This is a genomic window from Polaromonas sp. P1_G1, assembly GCF_056405595.1.
Window position 1 is genome coordinate 1 of record NZ_JBFUBU010000035.1, and the last position, 24,681, is coordinate 24,681.

Here is a 24,681-nt window from a genome sequence, read left to right on the forward strand (position 1 = left end):
GCGTTGCAAAGCCTTGACGGGGTTCACCCCGCCTGCGTTTTGGCGTTGCAAAGCCTTGACGGGGTTCACCCCGCCTGCGTTTTGCGCCTTGCTCAAGGCCTTTTTGACTCGCAACGCATCTTGCATAAATAGCGTTAACAGGCCCTAGCTCCGCCGTCACCCTTTACTCTGGTCAGGCCTGTGCAATTTGCACAGGCTTTTTTTCGTCTTTTCACCCCGATTTTGACCCTCGACAACGGGTAAATACCAGTACACACGCACTTCTTGGTAAGGCCAAATACCTCGATTCATGTCAGGTGGCCTTACCAATTTGCAGGGCGGCAAATTCATCCCTCCAGGTCCCCCTGACCCCACCAAGAGGAGTTCGCATTGCTGTCATCCGTGTCCGATCCCGTGCGCCCCGGCGCGCCCAGCCCCGCCGAGGCTGGCGTACTGTTGCGCCTGGAAGGGATTACCAAACGCTTCCCGGGGGTGCTGGCACTGGACGGTGTGAGCCTTGAGGTGCGAAGTGGCGAAGTACACGCGGTGTGCGGCGAAAACGGCGCAGGCAAATCGACGTTGATGAAGGTGATCAGCGGCCAGTACCAGCCCGATGCGGGAACCCTGCACTACCACGGCGAGGTCTGTCAGTTCCAATCCACCGCCGAATCCGAGGCTGCCGGCATTGCCATCATTCACCAGGAACTGAACCTGGCTCCGCACCTCACGGTGGCCGAAAACATTTACCTGGCCCGCGAGCCGCGCAAAGGCTGGCTGATTGACCGGGCGGCGCTGCGCCGCCAGGCACGGCAATGCCTGGACCGGTTGGGGCTGGACATTGCCACGGACGCTCTGGTCAAAACCCTGTCGGTAGCCCAGCGGCAGATGGTGGAAATTGCCAAGGCGCTGTCGCTCAACGCCCAGGTGCTCATCATGGACGAACCCACCTCGTCCCTCACGGAGTCGGAGACCGAGAGGCTGTTTGCCATCATCCACGAGCTCAAGCGTACAGGGGTGGGTATTGTCTACATCTCGCACCGCCTCGACGAACTGGCGCTTATCGTGGACCGGGTCACTGTCTTGCGCGACGGACGCTACGTGTCCACCGAACGCCTGGCCGACACCAGCGTGGAGGAGATCGTGGCCAAGATGGTGGGGCGCTCGCTGGACGATGTATTCCCCAAGAGAACATCCGTGCCCACTACCGACGTGTTGTTACGCGTGCAGGGCCTGACACGCCAGGGGGTGTTTCACGACGTGAACTTTGAGCTGCGCCGCGGCGAAATCCTGGGCTTTGCGGGGCTCATGGGGGCCGGCCGCACCGAAGTGGCTCGCGCCATTTTTGGTGCCGACCCCATCGACGCCGGCGAGGTGTTTCTGGCCGGGCAGCGTCTCACCATTCACTCGCCGCGGGATGCCGTGCGCCAGGGGCTGGCCTACCTGTCGGAGGACCGCAAGCACGACGGGCTGGCATTGAAGATGACTGTGGCACAGAACATCACACTGGCCAACATGGAAGCCGTGTCCAACCGTGCGGGCATGATCCAGTTTGCCAAAGAGCAGGATGCCGCACGCCACTACATCGGCGCGCTCGACATCCGCACGCCCGGCAGCAGCCAGATCGTGCGTCTGCTCTCGGGTGGCAACCAGCAGAAACTCGTGATCAGCAAATGGCTGTTCCGTCAATCACGCGTGCTGTTCTTTGACGAGCCCACGCGCGGCATCGATGTGGGCGCCAAGTACGCGATCTACCAGTTGCTGGACCAGCTCGCAGGGCAGGGCATCGGCGTCGTGATGATCAGCTCCGAGCTGCCCGAAATCATGGGGATGACCGACCGTGTCGCGGTCTTCCATGAAGGCCGCCTGGTCACCATCCGCCCCACCCGCGAGACCCACCAGGAGGAGGTCATGCACTACGCCTCCGGTCGCAGCGTGCCGCCTCTGCCAGCCGACCAGCCGACCAGCTGACCAACTGAACCCTCCAAGACCCTTCTCCGAACCACACCATGACCGAACAACAACAAGACCTGTTTCAAAAATTTGCCGCGCTGGCCAGCCTGCTGGGACTCATCGCCATCTTCTCGTTCACCAGCAACGCCTTCTTCAGCGTGGGCAATGGCATGACCGTGGCGCTCCAGGTGACGTCCATCGCCTACCTCGGCATCGCGGCGACCTGCGTGATCATCACCGGCGGTATTGACCTCTCGGTAGGTGCCATCCTGGCACTGTCCGGCGTGGTGGCCGCCATGCTGGTCAAGGCGGGCGCGCCCGTGCCTGTGGGCATGTTTGCCGGCCTGCTGGTCGGCGCCCTGTGCGGGCTGATCAACGGGCTGTGCGTGACGGTGCTCAAACTGCCGCCCTTTATTGCCACCTTGGGAATGATGCTGGTGGCACGCGGCGTGGCCTTGCAACTGACCGATGCCCGCGCCATCAGCGGCCTGGGCGACAGCTTCGCGGAACTGGGCAACGGAGCCTTGTTCCGCATCGTCAATATCGGTGCGGACGGCTTCCCCGACGTGGTGTTCGTCGGCATCCCTTACCCCGTGGTGCTCATGGTCGTGCTGGCGCTGGCCGTCTCCATCCTGCTTAACCGTGCCACGCTGGGGCGCCATCTGTACGCCATCGGCTCCAACCTCGAAGCCGCTCGGCTCTCGGGCGTGAACGTCAAGGGCGTGACGCTGTTTGCCTATGTGCTTTCCGGTCTGCTGGCCGGGCTGACCGGCTGCGTGCTGATGTCACGCCTGGTCACGGCCCAGCCCAGCGAGGGCCTGATGTACGAGCTTGATGCCATTGCCGCCGCGGTGATAGGCGGCACCTCGCTCACSGGCGGTGTGGGCACSGTGTCGGGCACCGTSATTGGCGCSTTCGTGATCGGCATCCTGCGCAACGGTTTGAACATGRGYGGCGTSTCCGCYTTCACCCARCAAATTCTGATTGGCGTCGTCATCCTGCTSGCCGTRTGGATCGACCAGATGCGCCATCGCAAGTGATCCCTACCGGCAGGGCTTACCGGGACTTCGAGAGACAACCTCCACAACCATTACCCAAGAGGAAAGAAATGAAAAAATTTGTCCACACACTGATCGCAGCCGCCCTGGTGGCTGCGTCGTCGATGGCCCTGGCCGCCGACAAGGAAATTGCCGTCATCGTGAAGACCGCCAACTCGGACTTCTGGCAAAACGTGAAGAAGGGCTCCAACGCTGCCGTGGGAAATCTCAAGGGCTACACCGCCACCTTCCAGGGCGCGGCATCCGACACCGACCTGGCCGGGCARGTMKCMCTGGTGGAAAACGCCRTSAACCGCAARGTSGCCGGCATYGTGCTKGCSCCSTCSGAYCCSGAYGCCCTGATCCCCGCSATCAAAAAAGCCTGGGAAGCCAAGATGCCTGTSGTGCTGATTGACTCCGCCGCATCGGATGCCGGCAAGGCTTACTACCAGTCCTTCCTGGCCACCGACAACAAGACTGCCGGGGAAATGTCCGCCAAGACGCTGATCGACAAGATCGGTACCACCGGCAAGATTGCCATCATGTCCTACACCGCGGGCTCGGGTTCCGAAATCGGCCGCGTGGGAGGTTTCACCGACTACATCAAGAAGCACTCCAAGCTGCAGATCGTAGGTCCGTTCTACTCCAACTCGCAGATGGGCACCGCACTGAACCAGACCACCGACGTGCTGGCCGCCAATCCCGACCTCAAGGGAATTTTCGGCGCCAACGAACCCACCGCTATTGGCATGGGCCGCGCGCTGGTTCAGTCGGGCAAAGCCGGCAAAGTGGTGGCCATCGGCTTTGACGGCAACGCCGACCTGCAAGGCTTTGTGAAAGACGGCACCATCGAGGCGATTGCCGTGCAAAGCGCCTTCGAGATGGGCAACCTGGGCGTAAAGACCGTGGCGGAAATCGTGGCAGGCAAGAAAGTACCCGCCTTCCGCGATACCGGTGTGTTGATGGTGAACAAGAAAAACATCGACACGCCCGCAGCCAAGAACGTTCTCTACTAAACCGCTCCAACCCAAGGACCCCTCCGGCACCGGCTGCCGGAGGATGGGCATATGCACACCACGGATTTGAAAACCCTTTCCCGCGTGGACCTGAGGCTGACCGCCTTGGGCCTGGGCTGCGCGCAAATGGGCGGCCTGTACCGCGCCACCAGCGCCCGCGAGGTGGAGGAGGTCTTTGCCAGCGCCTGGGCGGCCGGCGTGCGCTATTTCGACACCGCGCCTTACTATGGCTACACCCGCTCCGAGCACCGGCTGGGAGCCCAACTTGCCGATTGCCCTCGCCATGAGTATGTCGTCAGCACCAAGGTGGGCCGCCTGCTGCGCCCCGATGCCAGCGTGGCTCCCGGCGATGGAGGCTGGGCCAACCCCTATCCGTTTCGCCCGCAGTATGACTACAGCTACAGCGGCGTGATGCGCTCGTTCGAAGACAGCCAGCAACGGCTGGGCCTGGCTCACATCGACATCCTGTACGTGCACGACATCGGCCGCGACACCCATGGTGAACAGCATGCGCATTACTGGCAACAACTGACCACGGGGGGCGGCTTCCGCGCGCTGGACGAATTGCGCGGCAGCGGTGCCACCAAGGCGGTGGGCCTGGGCGTGAACGAATGGCAGGTGGTGATGGACAGCATGCGGGAGTTCGACCTGGACTGCACCATGCTGGCCGGGCGCTACACGCTGCTGGAGCAGGACTGCCTCACGCCCTTTCTGGACGAGTGCATGCGCCGCGGCAACGCCATCGTGGCGGCCGGGCCGTTCAACTCCGGCGTCCTGGCGGGCAACACCAAATTCAATTATGCGGAAGCCCCGCCCGCTGTGTTGGCACGCGTGCAAGCGCTGGCGCTGGCCTGTGAGGAATTCGGCGTGCCCCTGCAGGCCGCCGCATTGCAGTTTCCACTGGCGCACCCCGCGGTGGTGAGTTGCGTCACCGGCACCCACACCGCAGCCCAGCTGCAACAGAACGTCGCCTGGCTGGAGACGCCCCTTCCCGCCACGCTGTGGCAGGCCCTGCGCGCCCGCGGCCTGCTGCATCCCGATGCGCCGGTACCAGCCTGAGGAAAACCCCATGCTGATCGACGCGCACCCAGCATTTCTGGAATCTGGCGGATCGCACCGGCCACTGGCCGCCATCTTTGTCGGCAATGCGCGCCGCCTGTACCACCTTGGCCAACCTATAGACGGAAATTGACATGCAACGAATGGGATGGGTCATTGGTATCGACCCCCAGCACATCGCCGAATACAAGCGCCTGCACGCGGCCGTCTGGCCCGCTGTGCTGCGGCGCATTCGGCAATCGCAGCTGCGCAACTACAGCATTTTTTTGCGTGAGCCGGAAAACCTGCTGTTCGGCTACTGGGAATACCACGGCCAGGATTTTGACGCGGACATGGCAGCTATCGCCGCCGAGACCGAGACGCAGCGTTGGTGGACCCTGTGCGGCCCCTGCCAACGCCCCCTTCAAACGCGCGGCCCCGGCGAGCACTGGGCCGCCATGGAATCCGTATTCCACATTGACTAACCACTTCCACCCAAGGACATCTATGCTGACAGTCATTTGCGAAACCCCCGGCGTGCTGCGCACGGTCGAAGCGGCCATGCCCATCCGCAATGAAGGCGATGTGCTGCTGCGCATCCGCCGCGTAGGGGTGTGCGGCACCGATCTGCACATCTTCACCGGCAAACAACCCTTCCTGGCCTATCCGCGCGTCATGGGCCACGAGATCGCGGGCACCGTGGAGGACGCTCCGGCGGACAGCCCCCTTCAGGCCGGTGACAGCGTCTTCGTCATGCCTTACCTGTCGTGCGGCCGGTGTGTAGCCTGCCGCCAGGGCAAGACCAACTGCTGCGTCAACATCCAGGTACTGGGCGTGCACCGCGACGGCGCCTTCACCGAATATCTCAACGTACCCGCGCAGTTTGTGCGCAAGGCGGAGGGGGTCTCACTGGACCAGGCCGCCATGCTGGAATTTCTGGCGATTGGCGCCCACGCCGTACGCCGCGCCGACGTGCAGCCCGGCCAGCGTGTACTGGTGGTAGGGACGGGCCCCATCGGCATGGCTGCCCTGCTGTTCGCCGGCCTGCGTGGCGGCCAGGTCACAGCGCTGGACACGCGAAAGGAGAGGGTGGAATTCTGCAAACAACACCTGGGTGCGCATGCGGGCGTCGTGATAGGTGACAAGGACCTGGACGAGCTGCGCGCACTGACCGCTGGAGATTTTTACGATGTCGTTTTTGACGCCACGGGCAACGCAAAGGCCATGGAGCGCGGCTTCCAGTTCATTGCCCATGGCGGCAAGTATGTGCTGGTGTCGATCGTGCTGGACAACATTACGTTCGCTGATCCGGAGTTTCACAAACGCGAGGCGACGCTGCTGGGCAGCCGCAATGCCACCATGGAAGACTTCGAAACGGTGCTTGAGGCGATGCGGGGCGGCAAAATCCCCACCGCGGCACTCAACACCCATCGCATGGCCCTGGCCGATGTACCCGCTCAGTTCGCCACCCTGCTGGACCCGACGCAGGGCGTGGTCAAGGCGCTGATCGAATGCTGACCGGAGCCTTCGCGTGAGCACTCCCATCCTCCAGTTCGGCACCGGGCGCTTTCTGCAGGCGCATGCGGACCTGTTTGTGTCCCAGGCCCTGGCCCAAGGCCAGGCACTGGGCGGCATCACCGTCGTGCAGAGCACAGACAGCCCGCAGAGCAGTGCACGCGCCGCGGCACTGGCGCATGGCTACCGCGTGGAATTGCGCGGCATGCAACAGGGCCAGCGTATCGAGGAAACCGTGCAAGTGAACGCAGTCCAGGCCGTCTGGCATGCCCGCCGCGACTGGACACCATTGCGCGAKGCCATGGCCACYACKGTRCARGTCATCATCTCCAACACCGCGGATATGGGCTATGTGCTGGACGACGCCGACACCGTGGCGCTGCTGGGCAGCCCGACGACGCCGCCGCACAGCTACCCGGCCAAGCTGGTGGCGCTTCTGCACCACCGCTGGCAGCAGCAGCCGGAGGCTCCCCTGACGCTGTACCCCTGCGAACTGGTCAGCCGCAACGGTGACACACTGCGCGACCTGGTATCCACGCTGGCACAGGGCTGGGGCGTTACGCCCGCCTTCCTTCGCTATGTGCGGGAGCACTGCGTGTGGGTCAATTCACTGGTGGACCGCATCGTGTCGTCTCCGCTGGAACCCGCCGGTGCGGTAGCCGAGCCCTATGCGCTGTGGGCCATCGAACGCCGGCCGCGCATGGTGCTTCCTTGCAGCCACCCGGCCATGGTGGTGACGGATGCGCTGGCCCCCTTCGAGCAACGCAAGCTCTGGCTGCTGAACCTGGGCCACACGGTATTGGCCGAACGCTGGCAACTGCTGGGCGGTGCCGCGGACATGACCGTGGTGCAGGCCATGCACACCCCGGCGCTGCGCATCCCACTGGAGGCTGCATGGGCCGACGAGGTGCTGCCGGTATTTGACGCCGAGGGCACAGGCCCCGAGGCCCGCGCCTACCTGGTGGAATTGCGCGACCGTCTGCTCAACCCGTTTCTGGAACACCGTCTGGCCGACATTGCCAAGGACCACGCGCAGAAGAAGCTGCGCCGCCTGGCACCCGTGGTAGAGCGCGCCGTGGCGCTGCAACTGCCCATCGCACAGACCCAGCTGCGCAATGCCTTGGCCGAAACCGGGGGCTTGGGGTGAGGGCCGGCGGCTTTTGAATGCATGCTGCGGCGCAACATCCAACGCCGCGAACCCTCATGCCTGCCTTCTACCAGGGGAACAAGTAGCCGGCCCCTCAGCGCCCGACTGTGGAACGGAAATCCACCACAATTGCAGCTCCCGGGGTTACGATGCGTGAACCATTCACTCCGTCGGTGGTTCCATGGTGGCACTAGCCGCACAACTTGATTCGCCCCGCCGGCTGCACAAGAAGACCAGCGACCGGCCGCAGGACTGGCTAGGCACAACGCCCCTGCTGGACCTGGACGACACCAAGTTGCGCCTGAAGGCTCGCGCGCTTGTCCAGCTGTGCCGCACCGACCGGGACAAGGCACTGGCCATCTATCGCTTCGTCAAGCGCCTGCCCTATACCAAGAGAGTCAAGCTGCAGTACCCGACGGCCCGCGACGTACTCGAGGCGCGCGGGGGCGACGGCGACGACAAGGCGACCTTGCTGATCGCACTGATGCGCTCTGCCGGCATCCCGGCGCGACTGCGCTACATGGAGATGCGCGGCGAGATGCTGCGCGGCCTGATCCCCAGAGCCACGCCGGCGGCGCGCCCGCTGGCGGAAATCTGGCTGGGCCGTTGGGTGCGTACCGATACCTATATTTTCGATGCCGAATACGTGGCCGCCGCCCGCGAACGCCTGCAAGCGAACGGCTGGGAATGCGGCTGGGGTATCCACATCAATGCCCAGCTTCTGTGGGACGGGAAGAACGACGCCTTCCTCGGCGGTATGCCTACCGACCAGGACCCCATGCTCACACGGCTTCTGTGCGTGGTGAGCGATCCCCTGGAACTGGTGTCGGAATCCTTGCGGGCCAGCGGGCTGCGTTACCGCCGGTCGGTACGGGCCCTGCAATGGAATATGCTGGCGCCCACCATGATGCGGGCCATTCGCGAGCTACGGGCCGGCTCCCGTTTTTATTGAAATGCGTTGCGTGGCCTAGCCTATTCGCCGCAACAAGCCCGGCACGGATGACACCAGCATCGCCAGGCCCGAGCAGGTCAGCAGGCTCAGCACCAGCCTGCGAAAAGCCAGGTCGCTGATGCCCATGTACACCCGTCCACCGAGCCAGGCGGGAATCAGCGCGGCAGGCGCCACGATGGCCAGCATGGGAAGCGTCTCGCGGGTGACCAGGCCGGCGGCCGCGTAGCTGGCCATGGTGACGGTCAACACGGCCAGATTGAAGTTCTGGATGACGGCGCGCTGGGCACTTTTCTCATAGCCCCGCAGCGTGCACCACAGCGTCGGAATAACACCGCTGAAGCCACCTAATGCACCCATAAAACCGCCCGCCGCGCCTATCGCGCCATCGGCGACGCGGCCGCCATGGTGGATGCGTGGAAGCTTGCCCGAAAACAGCATGGCCGGGCACCATGCCGTCAGCAGCACGCCGAGAAACAGCTTGAACAGCTGGACGTCAAGCCGCGGCAACAACAGTAAACCCAACGGCAGCCCGAGCAAGCCGCCGGCCAGGAATGGCAGCAGGCGCTTCCAGTCGGTCACGCGGCTGACCGTGAAAGCCGCCATGACCTGGCCTGTCAGCCCACCGAAAACGGCCATGACAGCCGCCAGTTTCGGGTCTATGGCCCAGGCCCAGAAAGACATGGCCACCAGGCTGAAGCCAAAACCCGACAGGCCCTGGACAAACCCCGCGGCCGCCGCGCCCACAATGATCAGGACGAGCGTGGCGTCCATGCGGCGGGCAAAGTGGCGTGAAGCAAGAGAAGCGTCTTAAGCGTAGTCGCTCACCGGCACGCAGCTGCAGAACAGGTTGCGGTCGCCGTAGACGTTGTCGACCCGGCCCACGGGCGGCCAGTACTTCACCAGCTTGAGCGAAGCCAGCGGGAAGGCGCCGGTTTCGCGTGAGTAAGGCCTGTCCCAGTCGGCGCCCAGCAGGCTGGCCGCTGTGTGCGGCGCATGCTTGAGCGGGTTGTTGTCCTGCGGCCATTGGCCGGCTTCGATCTTGCGGATCTCGTCGCGGATGGCGATCATCGCGTCGATGAAGCGGTCCAGCTCGGCCAGGGTTTCGCTTTCGGTCGGCTCGACCATCAGCGTGCCGGGCACGGGGAAGCTCAGCGTGGGCGCATGAAAGCCGTAGTCCATCAGGCGCTTGGCGACGTCTTCGGCGCTGACGCCGCTGGTTTCTTTCAGCGGCCGCAAATCGAGAATGCACTCGTGGGCCACATGGCCGTTTTCGCTGGCGTAGAGCGTCGGGTAATGATCTTTTAGGCGCGAGCTGATGTAGTTGGCGCTCAGGATGGCGACCTCGGTGGCCTGCGTCAGGCCCTCGGGGCCCATCATGCGGCAGTACATCCAGCTGATGGGCAGCACCGCGGCATTGCCTAAAGGCGCGGCCGAGACGGCGCCCACGCCGTTGACGGGAATGCCCGCCGTGGCATGGCCGGGAAGGTAAGGCACCAGGTCGGCCACCACACACACAGGGCCCACACCCGGGCCGCCGCCGCCGTGCGGAATGCAGAAGGTCTTGTGCAGGTTCAGGTGGCTCACGTCGCCGCCGAACTCGCCCGGCGCGGCCACGCCGACCAGCGCGTTCATGTTGGCGCCGTCCACGTAGACACGGCCGCCATGGCTGTGCACCATCGCGCAGAGTTCTTTCACCTGCGTTTCAAACACGCCGTGCGTGCTGGGGTAGGTGATCATCACGCAGGCCAGCTTGGCGCTGTGCTGTTCGCACTTGGCCTTGAGGTCGGCCATGTCGACGTTGCCCTGCGCGTCGCAGGCGGTGACGACGACCGTCATGCCCACCATCTGCGCGCTGGCCGGGTTGGTGCCGTGGGCCGACGAGGGGATCAGGCAGATGTTGCGGTGGCCCTGGCCCTGGGCTTCATGGAAGGCCTTGATGACCAGCAGGCCCGCGTATTCGCCCTGCGAGCCGGCATTGGGCTGCAGGCTGATGCCGGCATAACCGGTGGCCTGGCACAGCCAGTCGCGCAACTGCTTGTCGAGCTCGGCATAACCCTGCAACTGCTCGGCGGGCGCAAAGGGGTGAATGTTGGCGAACTCGGGCCAGGTGATGGGAATCATCTCGCTGGTCGCGTTGAGTTTCATGGTGCAGCTGCCCAGCGGGATCATGCTGCGGTCCAGGGCCAGGTCTTTGTCGCTCAGCATGCGGATGTAGCGCAGCATGCCGGTTTCGGAGTGATGCGTGTTGAACACCGGGTGCGTGAGGAAGGCCGTGGTGCGGCGCAGGTCGGCGGGGATCAGCGACTCCACGCCTTTTTCAAAGGCGCTCACCACGGGGATCGTCTGGCCGGGCTTGGCGAAGAAGGACCAGAGCAGCTCGATGTCCTTGCGGCTGGTGGTTTCGTCCAGCGACACGCCGAGGTGGTTGTTCAGGCGAAAGCGCAGGTTGGCGCCGGACTGGCGCGCGCGCTCGGCGATTGCATTGGTCGCCTCGCCGGTCTTCACCGTCACGGAGTCAAAGGCGCCGGTGTTGGTGATCTCATAGCCGAGTTCCTGCAGGCCGCGCACGAAGACAGCCGTGTAGGCGGCCACGCGTTCGGCGATGCGCTTCAAGCCTTGTGGGCCGTGGTAGACCGCGTACATGCTGGCGATCACCGCCGGCAGCACCTGCGCGGTGCAGATGTTGGAGGTGGCTTTTTCGCGGCGGATGTGCTGCTCGCGCGTCTGCAGCGCGAGGCGGTAGGTCGGGTTGCCGTGGCTGTCGACGCTGACGCCGACCAGGCGGCCCGGCAGCGAGCGTTTGAACTCGTCGCGGCAGGCGAGGTAAGCCGCGTGCGGCCCGCCGTTTCCCATGGGCATGCCGAAGCGCTGGGTGTTGCCCAGCACGATGTCGGCGTCCCATTCGCCGGGCGGGGCCAGCAGCGTGAGCGCCAGCAGGTCGGCCGCGACGCACAGGGCCGCGCCGTCGACGTGGGCCTGGCCCGCAAGCGGGCGCAGGTCGTGGATGCTGCCGGTGGTGGCCGGGTACTGGGCCAGCACGCCGAAGTAGTCGCCCTCGGCCATGAGCAGGGGCAGGGTGGCCGACGCCGTGCTGACCTTGACTTCAATGCCCAGCGGCTTGGCGCGGGTCTGGATCACCTCGATGGTCTGCGGATGGCAGTCACCGGCCACGATGAAGACGTTGCTTTTGCTTTTGACGCTGCGTTTGGCCAAAGTCATGGCTTCGGCGGCGGCGGTGGCCTCGTCGAGCATGGATGCGTTGGCGATCGGCATGCCGGTCAGGTCGCAGACCATGGTCTGGAAGTTGATCAGCGCCTCCATGCGGCCCTGCGAAATCTCGGCCTGGTAGGGCGTGTAGGCCGTGTACCAGGCGGGATTCTCGAGGATGTTGCGCAGGATCACGCCCGGCGTGCAGGTGCCGTAGTAGCCCTGGCCGATGAAGTTCTTGAACACCTGGTTCTTGCCCGCGATGGCTTTCAGCTGCTTGAGCGCGGCGGCTTCCGTGACCGGGGCCGGGATGGCCATGGGCGTGCTGCGCGCGATGGAGCGTGGAACGATGCCTTCGACCAGCTCGCGGCGCGAGGCCGAGCCCACGATGCTGAGCATGTGGACTTCGTCGGTCTCGTCAATGCCGATGTGGCGCGCGATGAACTCGGAAGGGTTTTCAAGGTCGCCCAGGGGCTTGGCGGTTTGCATCAACATGTCGGGTCCCGTGTCAGGCTTGGCAGCCAGGAGTCAGAAAACAGAAAAAAGGAGCGGAAAAAATCAGGCCGAGAAAGCCGTGTAGCGGGTCTCGTCCATCAGCGCGTTGAGCTGCGAAGGGTCGGACAGCTTGATCTTGAAGAACCAGCCGGCGCCCATGGGGTCGCTGTTGGCCAGGGACGGGTCGTCCTTCAGGGCTTCATTGATGGCGGTCACTTCGCCGCTCACAGGCATGTAGACGTCGGCGGCGGCCTTGACCGACTCGACGACGCCGGCGGTTTCCTTTTGCGCGAAGGTCGTGCCCACGGCGGGGAGGTCCACAAACACCACGTCGCCCAGCGCGTCCTGCGCATGCACGGTGATGCCGACGGTGGCGATGTCGCCTTCAATCTTGAGCCATTCGTGGTCTTCGGTGTATTTGACGGTCATGAAAATCTCCAGGGGTTAAGGGGGTGGGGATGGCAGGGTTCAGCCGCGGAAGTAGCGGTTGGGGACAAAAGGCATGGCCGCGACTTCCATGGGGACGGGCTTGCCGCGCACGATGGCGTTGACGCGCGTGCCCAGGGCGGCGAATTCGGGTTTCACATAGCCCATGGCGACCGGTTGGTTGATCGTGGGGCCCAGCAGGCCGCTGGTGACTTCGCCGATCACCGTGCCGTCGATGGATTGCAGCTCGGTGTGGTCGCGCACGGGCACGCGCTCCAGCGCCACCAGGCCCACACGCTTGCGGGCCAGCGCGGCGGGGTCGGCCAGTTGTGCCAGGATTTTGTCCGCGCCCGGGAATCCGCCGGCGCGCGCGCCACCGGTGCGCCGCACTTTTTGCATGGCCCAGTTGAGGCTGGCTTCGACCGGCGTGGTCGTCGTGTCGATGTCGTTGCCGTAGAGGCAGAGGCCGGCTTCCAGGCGCAGCGAGTTGCGTGCGCCCAAGCCTATGGGCTTGACCTCGGGCTGGGCCAGCAGCGCGCGCGCCAGCGTTTCGGCCTGGGACGCATGAACGGAAATTTCAAAACCGTCTTCGCCGGTGTAGCCGCTGCGCGTGAGGAAGCAGTCACAGCCGGCGACGCTGAAGCGCCCGCCGGTCATGAACACGAGCTTTTCGACGCCGGGCGCCAGGCGCTGTAGCGCGGTGACGGCCTGCGGGCCCTGCAGTGCCAGCAGCGCCATCTCGGGCATGGGAATGACCTGGCAGCGCGCGCCGATTTTTGCCTGGATGTGCGCGATGTCGCCCACCTTGCAGGCGCCGTTGACGATGACGAAGAGGTCGCCGCCGTTCGCGTAATCGCGGTTGAAAAACATCAGGTCGTCGATGATGCCGCCTTCGTCATTGAGCAGCAGGCCGTAGCGCTGCTTGCCGGCCGGCAGGTCGATCACGTCGACCGGAATCAGCGATTCGAGCGCCGCCGCGGCGTCGGAACCCACCAGGCGCAGCTGGCCCATGTGGGACACGTCGAAGAGGCCGGCGGCCTGGCGCGTATGAAGGTGTTCGGCCATCAGCCCTGCGGGGTATTGCACCGGCATGGAATAGCCTGCGAAGGGCACCATGCGCGCGCCGAGTTCCACGTGCAGGTCATGCAGTGGCGTTTTCAGCAGGGTTTCAGGGGCGGCGGAAGAGGTGGACGAATCGGACAAGGCATTCTCCAGAGGGGCAAACAGGTTCTAAATCCATGGGTGCCCCTGCTGTCCACTTTACCTGAGAGATTCACCCGGCGATGCGGATTTGCTCCTTCGGTGGGCCGCTTTGAAAACGGCCTCTCTCCAGTAGGGAACGCCTTGCCGCGTGGTGCGCCGCAGGGCGGTTGCCAGTCCTTTTGCCTGAGCGTTCAGTGCACCAAAAAGGGTTGCCCCGGGGTGTACGTGCGCCTTCGGCGGTTTTCGCTGGGAAAACTCTCTCCTGACCCCGCCGAGTGTAACTTAGGCCGCCCACAAGACCCTCCCGGCGATGCTGGCCAAGTCTTGCACCCTCTCCCTCTGGGAGAGGGCGGGGTGAGGGCTGCGGCCTTCAAACATGCGCAGCGAAATATCAAGCGCCGACAGCCCCCATCCCTGCCTTCCCCCMGCGGGGGAAGGAGCAAAACCAAAAGACACGACTGCAGCGCGCCGCTTCTTTCTTACTCCCTCTCCCCCTGGGAGAGGGCAGGGGCTGAGCGCTGCGGCTCTGGATGCGCCTGCGCGCATCCGGACAGCGCGAAGAAGCCCAGGCTCTGACTGGGTTGCGGTCTGCAAGACAGGGCCGCGGCTTACGCATGAAAGCTTTGGGTATTTGCCGCCGCCGGCCCTCACTCCAACCCTCTCCCCAGGGGGAGAGGGGGTAAAACCTCAGGGGTTTGGTCGCGGCTCTCAGGTCGCTACGCCACGATGTCTATGTGCTGCGGCAGCAGCATGGCGATGCGCTCGCTGATGGAGTCGGCACGCTCGTGGCCCGCGATTTTTTCGATTTCTTCGATCATTTCGCGCGAGGCGGCCAGCATGCTGTCGCGGTCCTTGGCGTTGCGCAGCGCTTCGCGAAAGCGCTCGGCCATCACCGGGTCGCGCCGGGCGAACATGCGTTCGCAGATATCAAAAAGAAACATGCGCGTCGTGGCCAGCGAGCGTTTGCCTTCAAACTGGTCGGCCGAGACCTGGATGGCCTGCGTGGTTTCGGGGCTCGGGAAGTTCTGTAGCTGCGCTGGCGTGGGTTTGGGTAGGGGGGCAGAGGCCGGTGTGGGGGCGGACGTTTTGCCCGGATGGGCCTCCAGAAAGCCTTCGCGCAACAGCCGCAGGGCGATGGCCTCGCCGTCGCCGTCGAACAGCGGGCGGAAGTCCTGGGCTGACTTGCTGCCGTCGGCCATCAGCAGCAGGGTGCGCTCGCGCTGGCCTAGCGTTCTCACGCCGGGCTTGAGCTCGGCGCGGGCACGGTCGGTTTTGTGGAGCTGCATGGATTTCATCCTGAAATGAAAGCCTGAGCATTACCTCCATAGATGACAAAGGCGTGAAACCCCGCCTGAAAAAAAGCTATTTGGCGTAGACCAGGTCGCGCAGCCCCAGCGAGAGTTGCGGTACGTAAGTGATCACCATCAGGCAAACCAATATGACCGCTACAAAAGGCAGCAGGTGGGTCACGATGCGGTCCAGCGATATCCTGGCGACGGTGCAGGCCGCGAACAGGTTCACGCCGAAAGGCGGCGTGATCATGCCGAGCGCGAGGTTGACCACCATCACCAGGCCGAAGTGCACCGGGTCTATGCCGAAGTGCACCGCCACCGGCGCCAGGATGGGCGCCAGCACGATGATGGCGGCGCTGGTCTCGATGAACATGCCGATGATGAACAGCGCCGCGTTGACGCCCAGCAGGAAGAGGGCGGGCGACTTCAGCACTTCCTGCAGCCAGTGGCCTATGGCGTCCGGCACGCCGGCCCGGGTGATCAGGAAGGCGAACAAGCCAGCGTTGGCGATGATGAACATGATCACGGCGCTGGAAATTACCGACTTGCGCAGGATGACATACAGGTCCGCCAGCTTGATCTCGCGGTAGATCACGATGCCGACGACCAGCGCATAAAACACCGCCACCGCCGAGGCTTCGGTCGGCGTGAAAATCCCACCGTAAATGCCGCCCAGGATGATCACCGGCATCAGTAGCGCCCAGCCGGCCTGCCAGGTCGCCTTGCCGAAACTCAGGCGGCCGTCGCCATCCTGTTTGCCCCAGCCCTTCCAGCGGCAGTACAGGTGCACAAACAGCATCAGCGCGAAGCCTATCAGCAGTCCGGGGCCGAAGCCGGCGATGAAAAGCTCGCCGATGGAGACTTCGGCGCTCACGCCGTAGAGGATCATGGGGATCGACGGCGGAATGATCACGCCCAGCTCCGCGCTGGTGGCCTGCAGGGCCGCGGCGTAGGCCGTGGGGTAGCCGTGCTTGATGAGCGCGGGGATCAGGATGGCGCCTATGGCGAAGGTGGTGGCCACGGACGAGCCGGAGACGGCCGCGAAAATCATGCAGGTCAGCACGCAGGTCATGGGCAGGCCGCCCTGGACGCCGCCCACGATGCTTTTAGCGAACTCGACCAGCCGGCGCGAGATGCCGCCGGTTTCCATCAGGTTACCGGCCAGGATGAAGAAGGGGATCGCGGCCAGCGGGAATTTGTTGATCGAGGAGAACATCTCCTTGACGGAGATCAGCATGTTGGCGTTGGACGCCTGGATGCCGAAGATGGAGGCCAGGCCGATGGACACCGCCACGGAGACGGTGAGCGCAAAGCACAGCACCATGGTGGAGATCATCACTGCAGTCATTGCGCCGTCTCCAGTTCGTTACGCTGCGGATCCAGCAGGTTGCCGATGATGCCGATCACGCAGAACATGCCGCCCACCGGCATGGCCACATAACCCCAGAACATCGAGACCGATTCCAGGCCCGCCATGGACTGCACGCGGCCGCGCAGCGAATAGTCCCAGCCCCACCAGACGATGACGGCGACCAGCGCCAGGGCGGCCAGGCAGACAAACCAGTCCAGTACGCGCCGGATGCGTGGCGGGCTCCAGCGGTAAAGCACGTCCACGCTGACCATGGCGCCCTGCCGGAAGGCCATGGGGATGCCCATGAACACCATCCAGATCAGGCTCAGGCGGATCAGGATTTCGCTCCACTCGGCGGGCTGCTCCAGGACGAAGCGGGTGACGATCTGGAACATGCCGAGCGCCGAGGCGATGACCAGCATTAGGCAGGCCACCAGCATGGAGAAGCCGGTGGTCCAGCGTTCAAATGTGAGGAAGGCTTGTTTCATGCGATGCGATGGAGAAGAGAGGGGAGCCGGTGCATGGAAAGCGCCCGCCAGTGCGATGTCTGCGGGCGCGTTCGGTGAAAAAAAAGTGCGCAGGCCGGGCAGTGAAGCCGGTGGCCCGCGTGCCTTGCACTTACTTGTAGTTCCGGATCGCGTCGATGTTTGCCTTGCCGAACTGCTTCTCGAAATCGGCATTGACGGGTGCCAGCATGGCCACGAATTTGGACTTGTCGACGTTCTCGATCACGGTCATGCCCTTGGCGCGCAGCTCGGCCACGCCGTTGGCATCGTCCTGATCGACGCGCGCGCGGTTGACCTTGGTGGCCTCCTTGGCCGCATCGACGAAGGCCGTCTTGTCGGCGGCGCTGAGCTTGTCGAAGGCCGCCTTGTTCATCACAAAAATACAGGGCGAATAAACGTGGCCGGTCAGCGACAGGTGTTTTTGCACCTGGTCGAACTTGGCGGACATGATCACCGACAGCGGGTTCTCCTGGCCGTCGACCGTGCCCTGCTGCAGCGCGGTGAACACCTCAGGAAACGCCATCGGCGTGGTGATGATGCCCAGGCCCTTGTAGGCCGCGATGTGCACCGGGTTTTCCATGGTGCGCATCTTCAGGCCCTTGAGGTCTTCAGGCAGTTTCACGTCGCGCTTGCTGTTGGTCATGTGGCGAAAGCCGTTTTCGGCCCAGGCCAGCGCCTTGAAGCCTTTGGCGTCGAACTTGGTCAGCAGGTCCTGGCCGATGGGGCCGTCGAGCACCGCGCGCGCATGCGCCTTGTCGCGAAACAGAAAGGGCACATCGAGGATTTTGGTCTCGGGCACGAAGTTGGGTATCGGGCCGGTGGACGAGAAGGCCAGTTCCTGGGTGCCCAGCTGCACGGCCTCAATGGATTCGCGTTCGCCGCCCAGCGCGCCGTTGTAAAAGGTCTGGACCTTGTAGCGGCCGGCCGTGCGTTTTTCGACTTCCTTGGCAAAAGTGTCGATGGCAACGCCCTGGTGTGAATTCTGCGCCGTGGAAATGCTGATCCGCATGGTGGTCTGCGCGCTTGCCGTCGCGATGAAACCCAGGCCCAAAGCCATGCCGACCAGCAGTTTTGAAATTTTCATGGTGTCTCCAAAATAATCGTTGTTCAGAAAATCCGCGACTACGGCATGCGGCCGTATGCACACCTATTATTGCGTCGCTGCTGGGGGCGTGGTGCGCGGGTTTTCGCTTAAGTAAGCCGCAATAATGCTGTCGAAATCGGGATCGGGCAGCAGTCCCAGGCCCCGGGCCCGGGCCGCGTCTATGACCGCCGGCCAGTTGGCCACGATGTTGGCGATGGCAGGGTCCGGCGTCCAGTCGATGAGGCCGGCGGCCTCCTTGCCGGCCACGCGCTCCAGCGCCGCGGCCATCTCGCCCACCGTGGTCTTCAGCGCCGGCAGGTTGATCGCCGTGCGCGCACCCCATTCGGTATCGCTGGCCTCCGCCGCGCGTACCAGTCCTTCAATCGTTCGCGCCGGCGAGGCCAAGGCCACGGCCGTTTCGCGCGGCACCGGGCATGTGGCGCGCTGGCCCGCCAGCGGCTCACGGATCATGCCGCTCAGGAAGCTCGAGGCCGCGCCGTTGGGCTTGCCGGGCCGCACGCTGACGGTCATCAGCCGCACGTTGCGACCGCGTATGAAACCCTTGCGCGCGTAATCCGCCACCATCTGCTCGCCGATGAACTTCTGGATGCCGTAGCTGTTCTGCGGCGTGGGCAGCGTCCTGTCGTCGATCACCGGCGGCAGGGGCTGCGCGGGCGAATTGCCGAACACCGCGAGCGAACTGGCGAACACCACGGTGGGCGAGCTGCCCAGCTTGCGGCAGGCCTGCAGCAACGCGCGCGTGGCATCGACGTTGCTGCGCATGCCGAGGTCGAAGTCGGCTTCGCATTCGCCGCTGACTGCGGCGGCCAGGTGAAACACCAGCGCGTCGTCGGCGTGTACCACCTGTGATGCCGTATCGCTGGTTTCGAGGAGTTGGTTGAGGTCGCCGACCACGGAGCGAATCCGTGGGTCCGCCGCCAGCGCCGCGGGCGGTGCGACCCGGTCGATCAGTGTGATGGTCTGTATGGTTTGCGGCGCGCCGCCTGCAAGGGAAAGTTTTCCTTGCTCAAGCAGCTGGCGGGCGAGCCTGGCGCCCAGGAAACCGGCGCCGCCGGTAATGACGATATTCATGTGTGTTTTGTCTCCGCAATGACTGTTCTTGGTCTCCGCCGCTTGATGTTGGCGTGTCGCACAGTTTAGGCCAAGACTTGTTTCCACGAAGACAGAGAGCCGGCTCCCGTGATTGCGGTCATGGGTGGCGATGCTCAAACACAACGGAATTGGTTGTTTGGTTTGCGCTCGTTCATATTGAGGAGGCGGCGGCCACGCTACTTGCCTAGAATCGCCCTGCCTCCTTTTTGTCGAGCTGAGCGAACCCAAAAATGGACAATAGGTTTTTTAATAGCAAGCGTTTGGCTGATCTCCTTGTGACCAGCTTATGCCGCAGGCGCCAGGTTATGCCGCAGACCTTGCGGTATACGTTACGTTAGACCTCGGAAAGACTCGATGCCACAAGTTCACCAATGGTTGGTCAAGCAGGGCCGTCTCGGGATGTCCGCAAGTGCTGAGCGCGTCCTGCTGGAGGTTGACCCCGAGGGGTCTGAAAGCTGTGTGCTTACGCCTCGCGACGCAGCGGAGGTGGCTAGCATCCTCACGGAGCACGCCAGAATTCTGTGGCAACAGAGCGCGCAAGCGCACGAGTACGAGCCTTCCGTCAGAGAATTGACCGAGATGGAGTACCAGTGGCAAACGCAGTCAGGGCTGCTCACGGTCCTACTATCACCCGAACAACCCGAAATGGCCGTGAAATATGCTGGAGCAAACCCGTGCCAACTTTCCGTCGCCGAAGCTGTCGAGGTGGTTCAAGTGATCGAACGGCTACTCAGCCGACTTGCCCATCGAGCAGTCTCCACACCACCAGCATCCGAGCCGCAAGCCGAGGTCGCGCCAAAACGTCCATGGTGGAAAATTTGGTGAGGCCACAACCGAGGTCTAACCCGTCCATCGAGGGAACGGTCGACATCAGGCTTCGCCAGCTATCGGCCATCCTCTTTCCAAACCTTAGACATCATCTATTACGGGCAGATCTACATGAGCGAAATCTACATCAGCACCGACGTTGAGACTGACGGGCCAATTCCGGGGCCTCATTCCATGTTGAGCTTTGGCTCTGCCGCATATACCGCCGACAAGAAGCTTGTCTCGACTTTCTCCGCAAACCTGGAAACACTCGACGGAGCGAATCCACATCCAAAGACAGCCGAATGGTGGGCTACGCAACCGGAAGCATGGGCTGCATGCAGGGCGGATCTGCAGAAGCCGGAAAGCGCCATGCGAGTCTATGTCGAGTGGATTAAATCCCTCAAAGGAAAACCTGTATTTGTCGCCTATCCGGCAGGTTTCGACTTCCTGTTTGTCTACTGGTATCTCATCAGGTTCGTAGGTGAAAGTCCGTTCAGCCACTCTGCGCTTGACATGAAATCCTATGCCATGGCGGTGCTGAAGACCGAATACCGCGAGAGCACCAAGCGCAATATGCCAAAGCAGTGGTTCGACTCATTTCCTCACACCCATGTTGCGCTGGATGATGCCATTGAACAAGGTGCGCTTTTCTGCAACATGCTCAAGTTCAATCACGAGAAGAGCGGCGCGTAACCCTCCACCGAGAGGATGTAGATCTACGCAGATTAAAAACTACGTGTCTTTGGTCATGGCGGTGGCAGACCCTACCGCGACCTGAGCTTCAGCAGCCGGTCGCGCGCGGCCGCCAGGTGTTCACGCAAGGTGTACCAACGTTCAGAAAACTCATCGGGCAAGTCCAGCGCCACCACCTGGCGCTCGATGTTGTCCAGCCGCTCCAGCAACTGCCGCAGCGCCATCGGGTTGTCGGCGGCGACTTCGTCCATGTCGTTTTCCAGGAACTTCAGGTCGCCGTAAAAATGGTTCAGCGCCGAGCTGATGCGCCAGTCGAACAGCTTCGGAATCCACGCCAGCATCAGCAGGGCGATGGCCAGGATGGGCCCGATGGCATAGAACACCAGTTCCGCGTACTGCGCCGTGCGGTAGGGCAGCAGGGTTTCCATCCAGGGGCGGGCGCCCAGGCTGTAGGCGCGGGCCGTGGGGGACAGCGGGAAGTCGCTGCCGCGAAAGCTCGGGAACTGGCCGTGGCGCTGCAGGAAGTTGGGTATCTCGTGGATCTCGACGGCGGCGTCGAGCAGGGCGCGCTGCAGGGCCGGGTGCACGTCGGGCCGCACCAGCAGGTGGGTTTGCAGGCTCATCAGCGTGAGATCTTTGGGCGGGATGTCGCCGCGCAACTCGATCGCGCCTTGCGGCAGCAGCAGCGGCTGCAGGCGCGGGTTCTGGGCGGCCAGCGCGCCGGCGTGTTCGGCGCCCAGCAGCAGGATGCCGCTGCTGCGTGTCAGCAGCTGCACGGCCTGCGAGTCGTCACCGGCCGCCTGGAACACCAGGTCGACCTTGCCGTCCATTAGCGCATTGGCGGCGGCTACGCCGGTGGCATTGTCGAACTGGACGTCCGCGGGCCGCACGCCGGCGTGCGCCAGCATCAGCTTGGCCGCGATGAAAGACGAGGACGAAGCCGGCCCCGCCGCGATGCGCMGGCCCCTGGCCTGCGCCAGCGACGAGGGCCCGCCTGTGGTGGAAAAAATCCATACCGGCTCCTGGCCAACGACGGCCAGCGCCTGCACGGGGGTGTCGGCGTTCGCGTAGATGCCGTGGGCAAAGCCTATGCTGGTGGTCTCACTCGTCCGCGTCAGCCGGTCCAGCGAGCCTTTCTGCGTGTCCGAATACACGACCTCGGCGCGAACGCCTGTGCGCTCGAGCTGCTCGGCGTAGCGCTGCGCCAGCATCGAATAACCGTCTTGCGGCGAGCCTGCACTTATCACCACTTCGGCGGGCGGCAGCACCTTCCATTGGGTGGCGGACCACCACAAGGCCAGCGCCGCGCACAGCAGCACGGGTACGTAGAACAGCCACCAGCGCCGGCGGTAAAGCAGCAGCAGCTTCATCGCTTACCGCCCCCTCATCCGGTAAAGCCGCTGGCGCACGAACTCGATGTGCTGGTGCAGCGTGTAGCAGCGCGCCATCAGGTCGCGCGGCGTGGCAAAAGCCATCATGGCCTTGTCGATGCCGTTCAGGCGGATCAGGAAACGTGTCAGGTCCAGTCCCGAGAGCGATTCCTGGCCCAGGTCGTTCTCAATGAACTTGAGCTCGCCATACCAGCGGTTGACCCGGCTTTCCAGAACCCAGCGCAGGTAGGCCGGGACCAGCCGCATCAGCCACAGGGCCAGCAATGCCAGCGGCAGCACGATCAGCAGGATGCGCTCGGTGACCTGCGCCCACCAGAAGGGCAGCACGCGTTCCAGCCAGGGCAGGCCGTGCGTCAGGGTCTCGCGCGCCTGCGGTGCGGTGGGAAAGTCGATGCGCCGCAGCGAAGGGAAATCGCCGGTGCGGTGAAACAGCCCGCCGCCGGCGTGCACGTCCATGGCCACCGCGATGGCCAGGCGCTTGAGGGCGGGGTGCAGGCCCTCGCGCGCCACCAGGCTGGCCGAAGTGGTCAGCAGCGTGATGTCGCGCGGGGGAAGCCGCGCGTCCAGCGTTCCTTGCGCCAGCAGGCGCGGCTCAAGGTAGGGGTTGCGTTCGGTGATGGCGGCGGACTTGCGGATGTTCGCCAGGTGGATGCCCGGCAGGCTCAGCATGTTCTGCACGGCGAAGGACTCAGGCGCGGCGACCAGGAAGACCACGTCGATCGCGCCCTGCCGCAGCGCCTGCACGGCCGGGCTGCTGGTTAGCGGCGAGAGCGTCAGGTCCCTGGCCTCTATCCTGGCCTGCTCCAGCAGCCTGAGCGCTACCTTGCGGGTCCCGCTGCCCTCGGGGCCTATGGCCACGCGCAAGCCTTGCAACTGGTTGAGCGAATCGATCTCGCGGCCGCGCGTGAAAATCCACACCGGCTCCACGTCCACATTGACAAGGGTCTCGACGCGGCTGCGGTCGCGCCTTTCCAGCGAAGTGCCCAGGTAGCCGAAGCCGCCCTGCATCAAGGCCAGGTCGACGGGTGTGCCGGCGCGGCGAAGGCGTTCAAGGTTTTGCTGCGAACCGGCCGAGGTTTGGATCTCCAGCGTGATGCCGTGGTCCGCGAATTTTTCGGCGTAGCGCTGGGCGTGAAGGTAATAGGCGCCGTCCGCGGCGGCGGTGCTGATGCTCAGCCGGTCGGGCGGCATGGGGTAGGCGAACATCCACAAACCGGTGGCCGTGGCGGCGGCTGCGAGGACGATCGGAAACCGGATCCACAGCCATTTGCGTTGGTATAACTTCGCCATGCGCACAGGGAAGAGTCCTGTAAAAGGTTGTACCTTTATAACGCAAAGCTGTTACTTTCCTCACGCGGAGTAACGCGAAGGATGAAGCCGGAAGCGCCGACGCCTCATTGCGCCCATCAAAGGCGTGTCAAGCGGGTGCTGTTTTCGTTTCTTTTGGTTTGGACCTGGAACCGGTCGTGCCCAGCAGCCAGAGGTTGAGGCTCGCATGCCGGCTGATGAGCAGCGCCGAGACGATGGGGCCTGCAAGGCCTGCGGCCAGGCCGGCCATCATCAGCACATAGGTGTCCGTGACACCTATCTTCTTCAAAAGGATGCGGCTTGCCGCGGTGAAGAACACATGCAGCAGGTAGATCGCGAATGAATAGGAGCCGACGTAGGCCATACGGGGAGAGCTCCATCCGCTGCGCAACAACAAAAAGGCGCTGCAAACACCGAGCCCGAGCGCGGGTATGGAGGTGCCCTGTTCGGAGAACTGTGGAAGCAGCATGGCCGCGGTGGCGGCGCAGATGAAGACGGCCGCCGCGATGCCGCGCGCGGCGGGGCCGCCTATCTCGAAGCGCTTGCAGGCCAGGCCCGCGAGGAAAAACGGCAGCAGGTAGACCGCGCCCTGGGCGGCAAAATAATTCGGCGGGCTGAAGTAATCGAACAGCACCGCGCTCAAGGCCCAGACCAGCGCGAAGCCGGCCGGCGTGGCAAGCGCTTTCAGGTGCTCCAGCAGGATGACAACCAGGAAGACGATGAACAAGGCCTCCAGAAACCAGAAGTGCCCCACCGGCACGATGTGCAGCAGCCACCAGCGGTCGACGGCGTTGTTGGCACCCGGCGTGAACGCCTGTACGACCGCAAAAAGGGTTCCCACCGTGACCAGCGGAAGCAGCAGCCTGCGCACCTTGCCCTTGATAAAGCCGAGCGGGCGGCCCTGGTAGGGACGAAAGGCGTAGACGTAGCCCGAGATAAACGAGAACAGCGGCATGCGGATGTAGGCCAGCGCTTCATTGAAGATCTGCAGCCAGTGCCCTTCGGGGATCCTCAATCCGGTGGTGGGGGTGTCTCCCACCACATGGAACAGGACCAGCAGGACGCAGGCAATGCCTCTGAGCGTATCCACCTCAAGGCTGCGTTTCATTTTCTGGCCGGTCATCGGATGCGGGTTCCTCTCTTGATGGTGCGCAAAATATCCCGACAC

General features: G+C 63.8%; 23 protein-coding genes and 2 riboswitches. Of the genes, 11 read left to right on the plus strand and 12 right to left on the minus strand.

Going from position 1 to position 24,681, the window contains the following annotated elements:
- The first annotated feature begins 369 nt into the window (after positions 1 to 369).
- From AC1D1Y_RS17645 to AC1D1Y_RS17685, 9 genes are all read left to right on the plus strand, one after another.
- Positions 370 to 1,947: a sugar ABC transporter ATP-binding protein gene (locus AC1D1Y_RS17645; RefSeq protein ID WP_477683463.1), complete on the plus strand. Its 1,578-nt coding sequence runs from the start codon at positions 370 to 372 to the stop codon at positions 1,945 to 1,947.
- 38 nt (positions 1,948 to 1,985) lie between these two features.
- Positions 1,986 to 2,969, plus strand: coding sequence for an ABC transporter permease (locus AC1D1Y_RS17650; RefSeq protein ID WP_477683464.1), 984 nt, complete (start codon positions 1,986 to 1,988; stop codon positions 2,967 to 2,969).
- A 68-nt stretch (positions 2,970 to 3,037) separates the two neighbouring features.
- Positions 3,038 to 3,982, plus strand: a complete 945-nt coding sequence (locus AC1D1Y_RS17655) for a substrate-binding domain-containing protein (protein ID WP_477683465.1) — start codon at positions 3,038 to 3,040, stop codon at positions 3,980 to 3,982.
- A gap of 51 nt (positions 3,983 to 4,033) precedes the next feature.
- Positions 4,034 to 5,041, plus strand: coding sequence for an aldo/keto reductase (locus AC1D1Y_RS17660; protein WP_477683466.1), 1,008 nt, complete (start codon positions 4,034 to 4,036; stop codon positions 5,039 to 5,041).
- Between the two features lie 10 nt (positions 5,042 to 5,051).
- A complete protein-coding gene (locus tag AC1D1Y_RS17665; RefSeq protein WP_477683467.1) occupies positions 5,052 to 5,174 on the plus strand; it encodes a hypothetical protein in 123 nt (40 codons plus the stop codon).
- A 1-nt stretch (position 5,175) separates the two neighbouring features.
- Entirely contained in the window at positions 5,176 to 5,505 is a 330-nt protein-coding gene (locus tag AC1D1Y_RS17670) for an L-rhamnose mutarotase (RefSeq protein WP_477683468.1), read from the plus strand.
- Between the two features lie 22 nt (positions 5,506 to 5,527).
- The gene (locus tag AC1D1Y_RS17675; protein ID WP_477683469.1) at positions 5,528 to 6,538 is read left to right on the plus strand and encodes a zinc-binding alcohol dehydrogenase family protein; all 1,011 of its coding nucleotides are present in this window, start codon (positions 5,528 to 5,530) and stop codon (positions 6,536 to 6,538) included.
- Positions 6,539 to 6,551: 13 nt separating this feature from the next.
- Complete coding sequence (locus AC1D1Y_RS17680) at positions 6,552 to 7,682, plus strand: mannitol dehydrogenase family protein (RefSeq protein WP_477683470.1); 1,131 nt, start codon at positions 6,552 to 6,554, stop codon at positions 7,680 to 7,682.
- A 181-nt stretch (positions 7,683 to 7,863) separates the two neighbouring features.
- Entirely contained in the window at positions 7,864 to 8,634 is a 771-nt protein-coding gene (locus tag AC1D1Y_RS17685) for a transglutaminase-like domain-containing protein (protein WP_477683471.1), read from the plus strand.
- Positions 8,635 to 8,649: 15 nt separating this feature from the next.
- On the opposite strand, the gene AC1D1Y_RS17690 is transcribed toward AC1D1Y_RS17685, so the two are convergent.
- The 9 genes from AC1D1Y_RS17690 to denD form a co-directional block, all read right to left on the minus strand.
- Positions 8,650 to 9,405 (minus strand): sulfite exporter TauE/SafE family protein, encoded by a 756-nt coding sequence (locus AC1D1Y_RS17690; RefSeq protein WP_477683472.1) that lies wholly within the window; start codon positions 9,403 to 9,405, stop codon positions 8,650 to 8,652.
- A 36-nt stretch (positions 9,406 to 9,441) separates the two neighbouring features.
- Positions 9,442 to 12,336 carry an aminomethyl-transferring glycine dehydrogenase gene (gcvP, locus tag AC1D1Y_RS17695; protein WP_477683473.1) on the minus strand — a complete coding sequence of 965 codons (2,895 nt, stop codon included), beginning with the start codon at positions 12,334 to 12,336 and terminating at the stop codon, positions 9,442 to 9,444.
- Positions 12,337 to 12,399: 63 nt separating this feature from the next.
- Entirely contained in the window at positions 12,400 to 12,765 is a 366-nt protein-coding gene (gene gcvH, locus AC1D1Y_RS17700) for a glycine cleavage system protein GcvH (protein ID WP_477678003.1), read from the minus strand.
- A 39-nt stretch (positions 12,766 to 12,804) separates the two neighbouring features.
- On the minus strand, positions 12,805 to 13,965 hold the full coding sequence (gcvT, locus tag AC1D1Y_RS17705) for a glycine cleavage system aminomethyltransferase GcvT (protein WP_477683474.1): 1,161 nt from the start codon (positions 13,963 to 13,965) through the stop codon (positions 12,805 to 12,807).
- A gap of 38 nt (positions 13,966 to 14,003) precedes the next feature.
- A riboswitch (glycine riboswitch) is annotated at positions 14,004 to 14,105 on the minus strand.
- Positions 14,106 to 14,126: 21 nt separating this feature from the next.
- Positions 14,127 to 14,240: riboswitch (glycine riboswitch) on the minus strand.
- A 441-nt stretch (positions 14,241 to 14,681) separates the two neighbouring features.
- Positions 14,682 to 15,251 carry a hypothetical protein gene (locus tag AC1D1Y_RS17710; RefSeq protein ID WP_477683475.1) on the minus strand — a complete coding sequence of 190 codons (570 nt, stop codon included), beginning with the start codon at positions 15,249 to 15,251 and terminating at the stop codon, positions 14,682 to 14,684.
- 76 nt (positions 15,252 to 15,327) lie between these two features.
- On the minus strand, positions 15,328 to 16,605 hold the full coding sequence (locus AC1D1Y_RS17715; protein ID WP_477683476.1) for a TRAP transporter large permease: 1,278 nt from the start codon (positions 16,603 to 16,605) through the stop codon (positions 15,328 to 15,330).
- Positions 16,602 to 17,096 carry a TRAP transporter small permease gene (locus AC1D1Y_RS17720; RefSeq protein ID WP_477654772.1) on the minus strand — a complete coding sequence of 165 codons (495 nt, stop codon included), beginning with the start codon at positions 17,094 to 17,096 and terminating at the stop codon, positions 16,602 to 16,604. Before AC1D1Y_RS17720 ends, AC1D1Y_RS17715 begins: the two co-directional genes overlap by 4 nt.
- Before the next feature lie 130 nt (positions 17,097 to 17,226).
- Positions 17,227 to 18,198, minus strand: a complete 972-nt coding sequence (locus AC1D1Y_RS17725; RefSeq protein ID WP_477683477.1) for a TRAP transporter substrate-binding protein — start codon at positions 18,196 to 18,198, stop codon at positions 17,227 to 17,229.
- A gap of 66 nt (positions 18,199 to 18,264) precedes the next feature.
- Entirely contained in the window at positions 18,265 to 19,290 is a 1,026-nt protein-coding gene (gene denD / locus AC1D1Y_RS17730; protein WP_477683478.1) for a D-erythronate dehydrogenase, read from the minus strand.
- Positions 19,291 to 19,665: 375 nt separating this feature from the next.
- On the opposite strand from denD, the gene AC1D1Y_RS17735 reads away from it, so the two are divergent.
- Together AC1D1Y_RS17735 and AC1D1Y_RS17740 are read left to right on the plus strand one after the other, a co-directional pair.
- Complete coding sequence (locus AC1D1Y_RS17735; RefSeq protein ID WP_477683479.1) at positions 19,666 to 20,136, plus strand: hypothetical protein; 471 nt, start codon at positions 19,666 to 19,668, stop codon at positions 20,134 to 20,136.
- Positions 20,137 to 20,250: 114 nt separating this feature from the next.
- Positions 20,251 to 20,814, plus strand: coding sequence for an exonuclease (locus tag AC1D1Y_RS17740; protein ID WP_477683480.1), 564 nt, complete (start codon positions 20,251 to 20,253; stop codon positions 20,812 to 20,814).
- Between the two features lie 71 nt (positions 20,815 to 20,885).
- Here the strand turns inward: AC1D1Y_RS17740 and AC1D1Y_RS17745 are convergent, their stop codons facing one another.
- From AC1D1Y_RS17745 to AC1D1Y_RS17755, 3 genes are all read right to left on the minus strand, one after another.
- Positions 20,886 to 22,184 (minus strand): TAXI family TRAP transporter solute-binding subunit, encoded by a 1,299-nt coding sequence (locus tag AC1D1Y_RS17745; protein ID WP_477683481.1) that lies wholly within the window; start codon positions 22,182 to 22,184, stop codon positions 20,886 to 20,888.
- 3 nt (positions 22,185 to 22,187) lie between these two features.
- A complete protein-coding gene (locus AC1D1Y_RS17750; RefSeq protein WP_477683482.1) occupies positions 22,188 to 23,495 on the minus strand; it encodes a TAXI family TRAP transporter solute-binding subunit in 1,308 nt (435 codons plus the stop codon).
- A 127-nt stretch (positions 23,496 to 23,622) separates the two neighbouring features.
- Positions 23,623 to 24,621, minus strand: coding sequence for an acyltransferase family protein (locus tag AC1D1Y_RS17755; RefSeq protein WP_477683483.1), 999 nt, complete (start codon positions 24,619 to 24,621; stop codon positions 23,623 to 23,625).
- Positions 24,622 to 24,681: the final 60 nt, after the last annotated feature.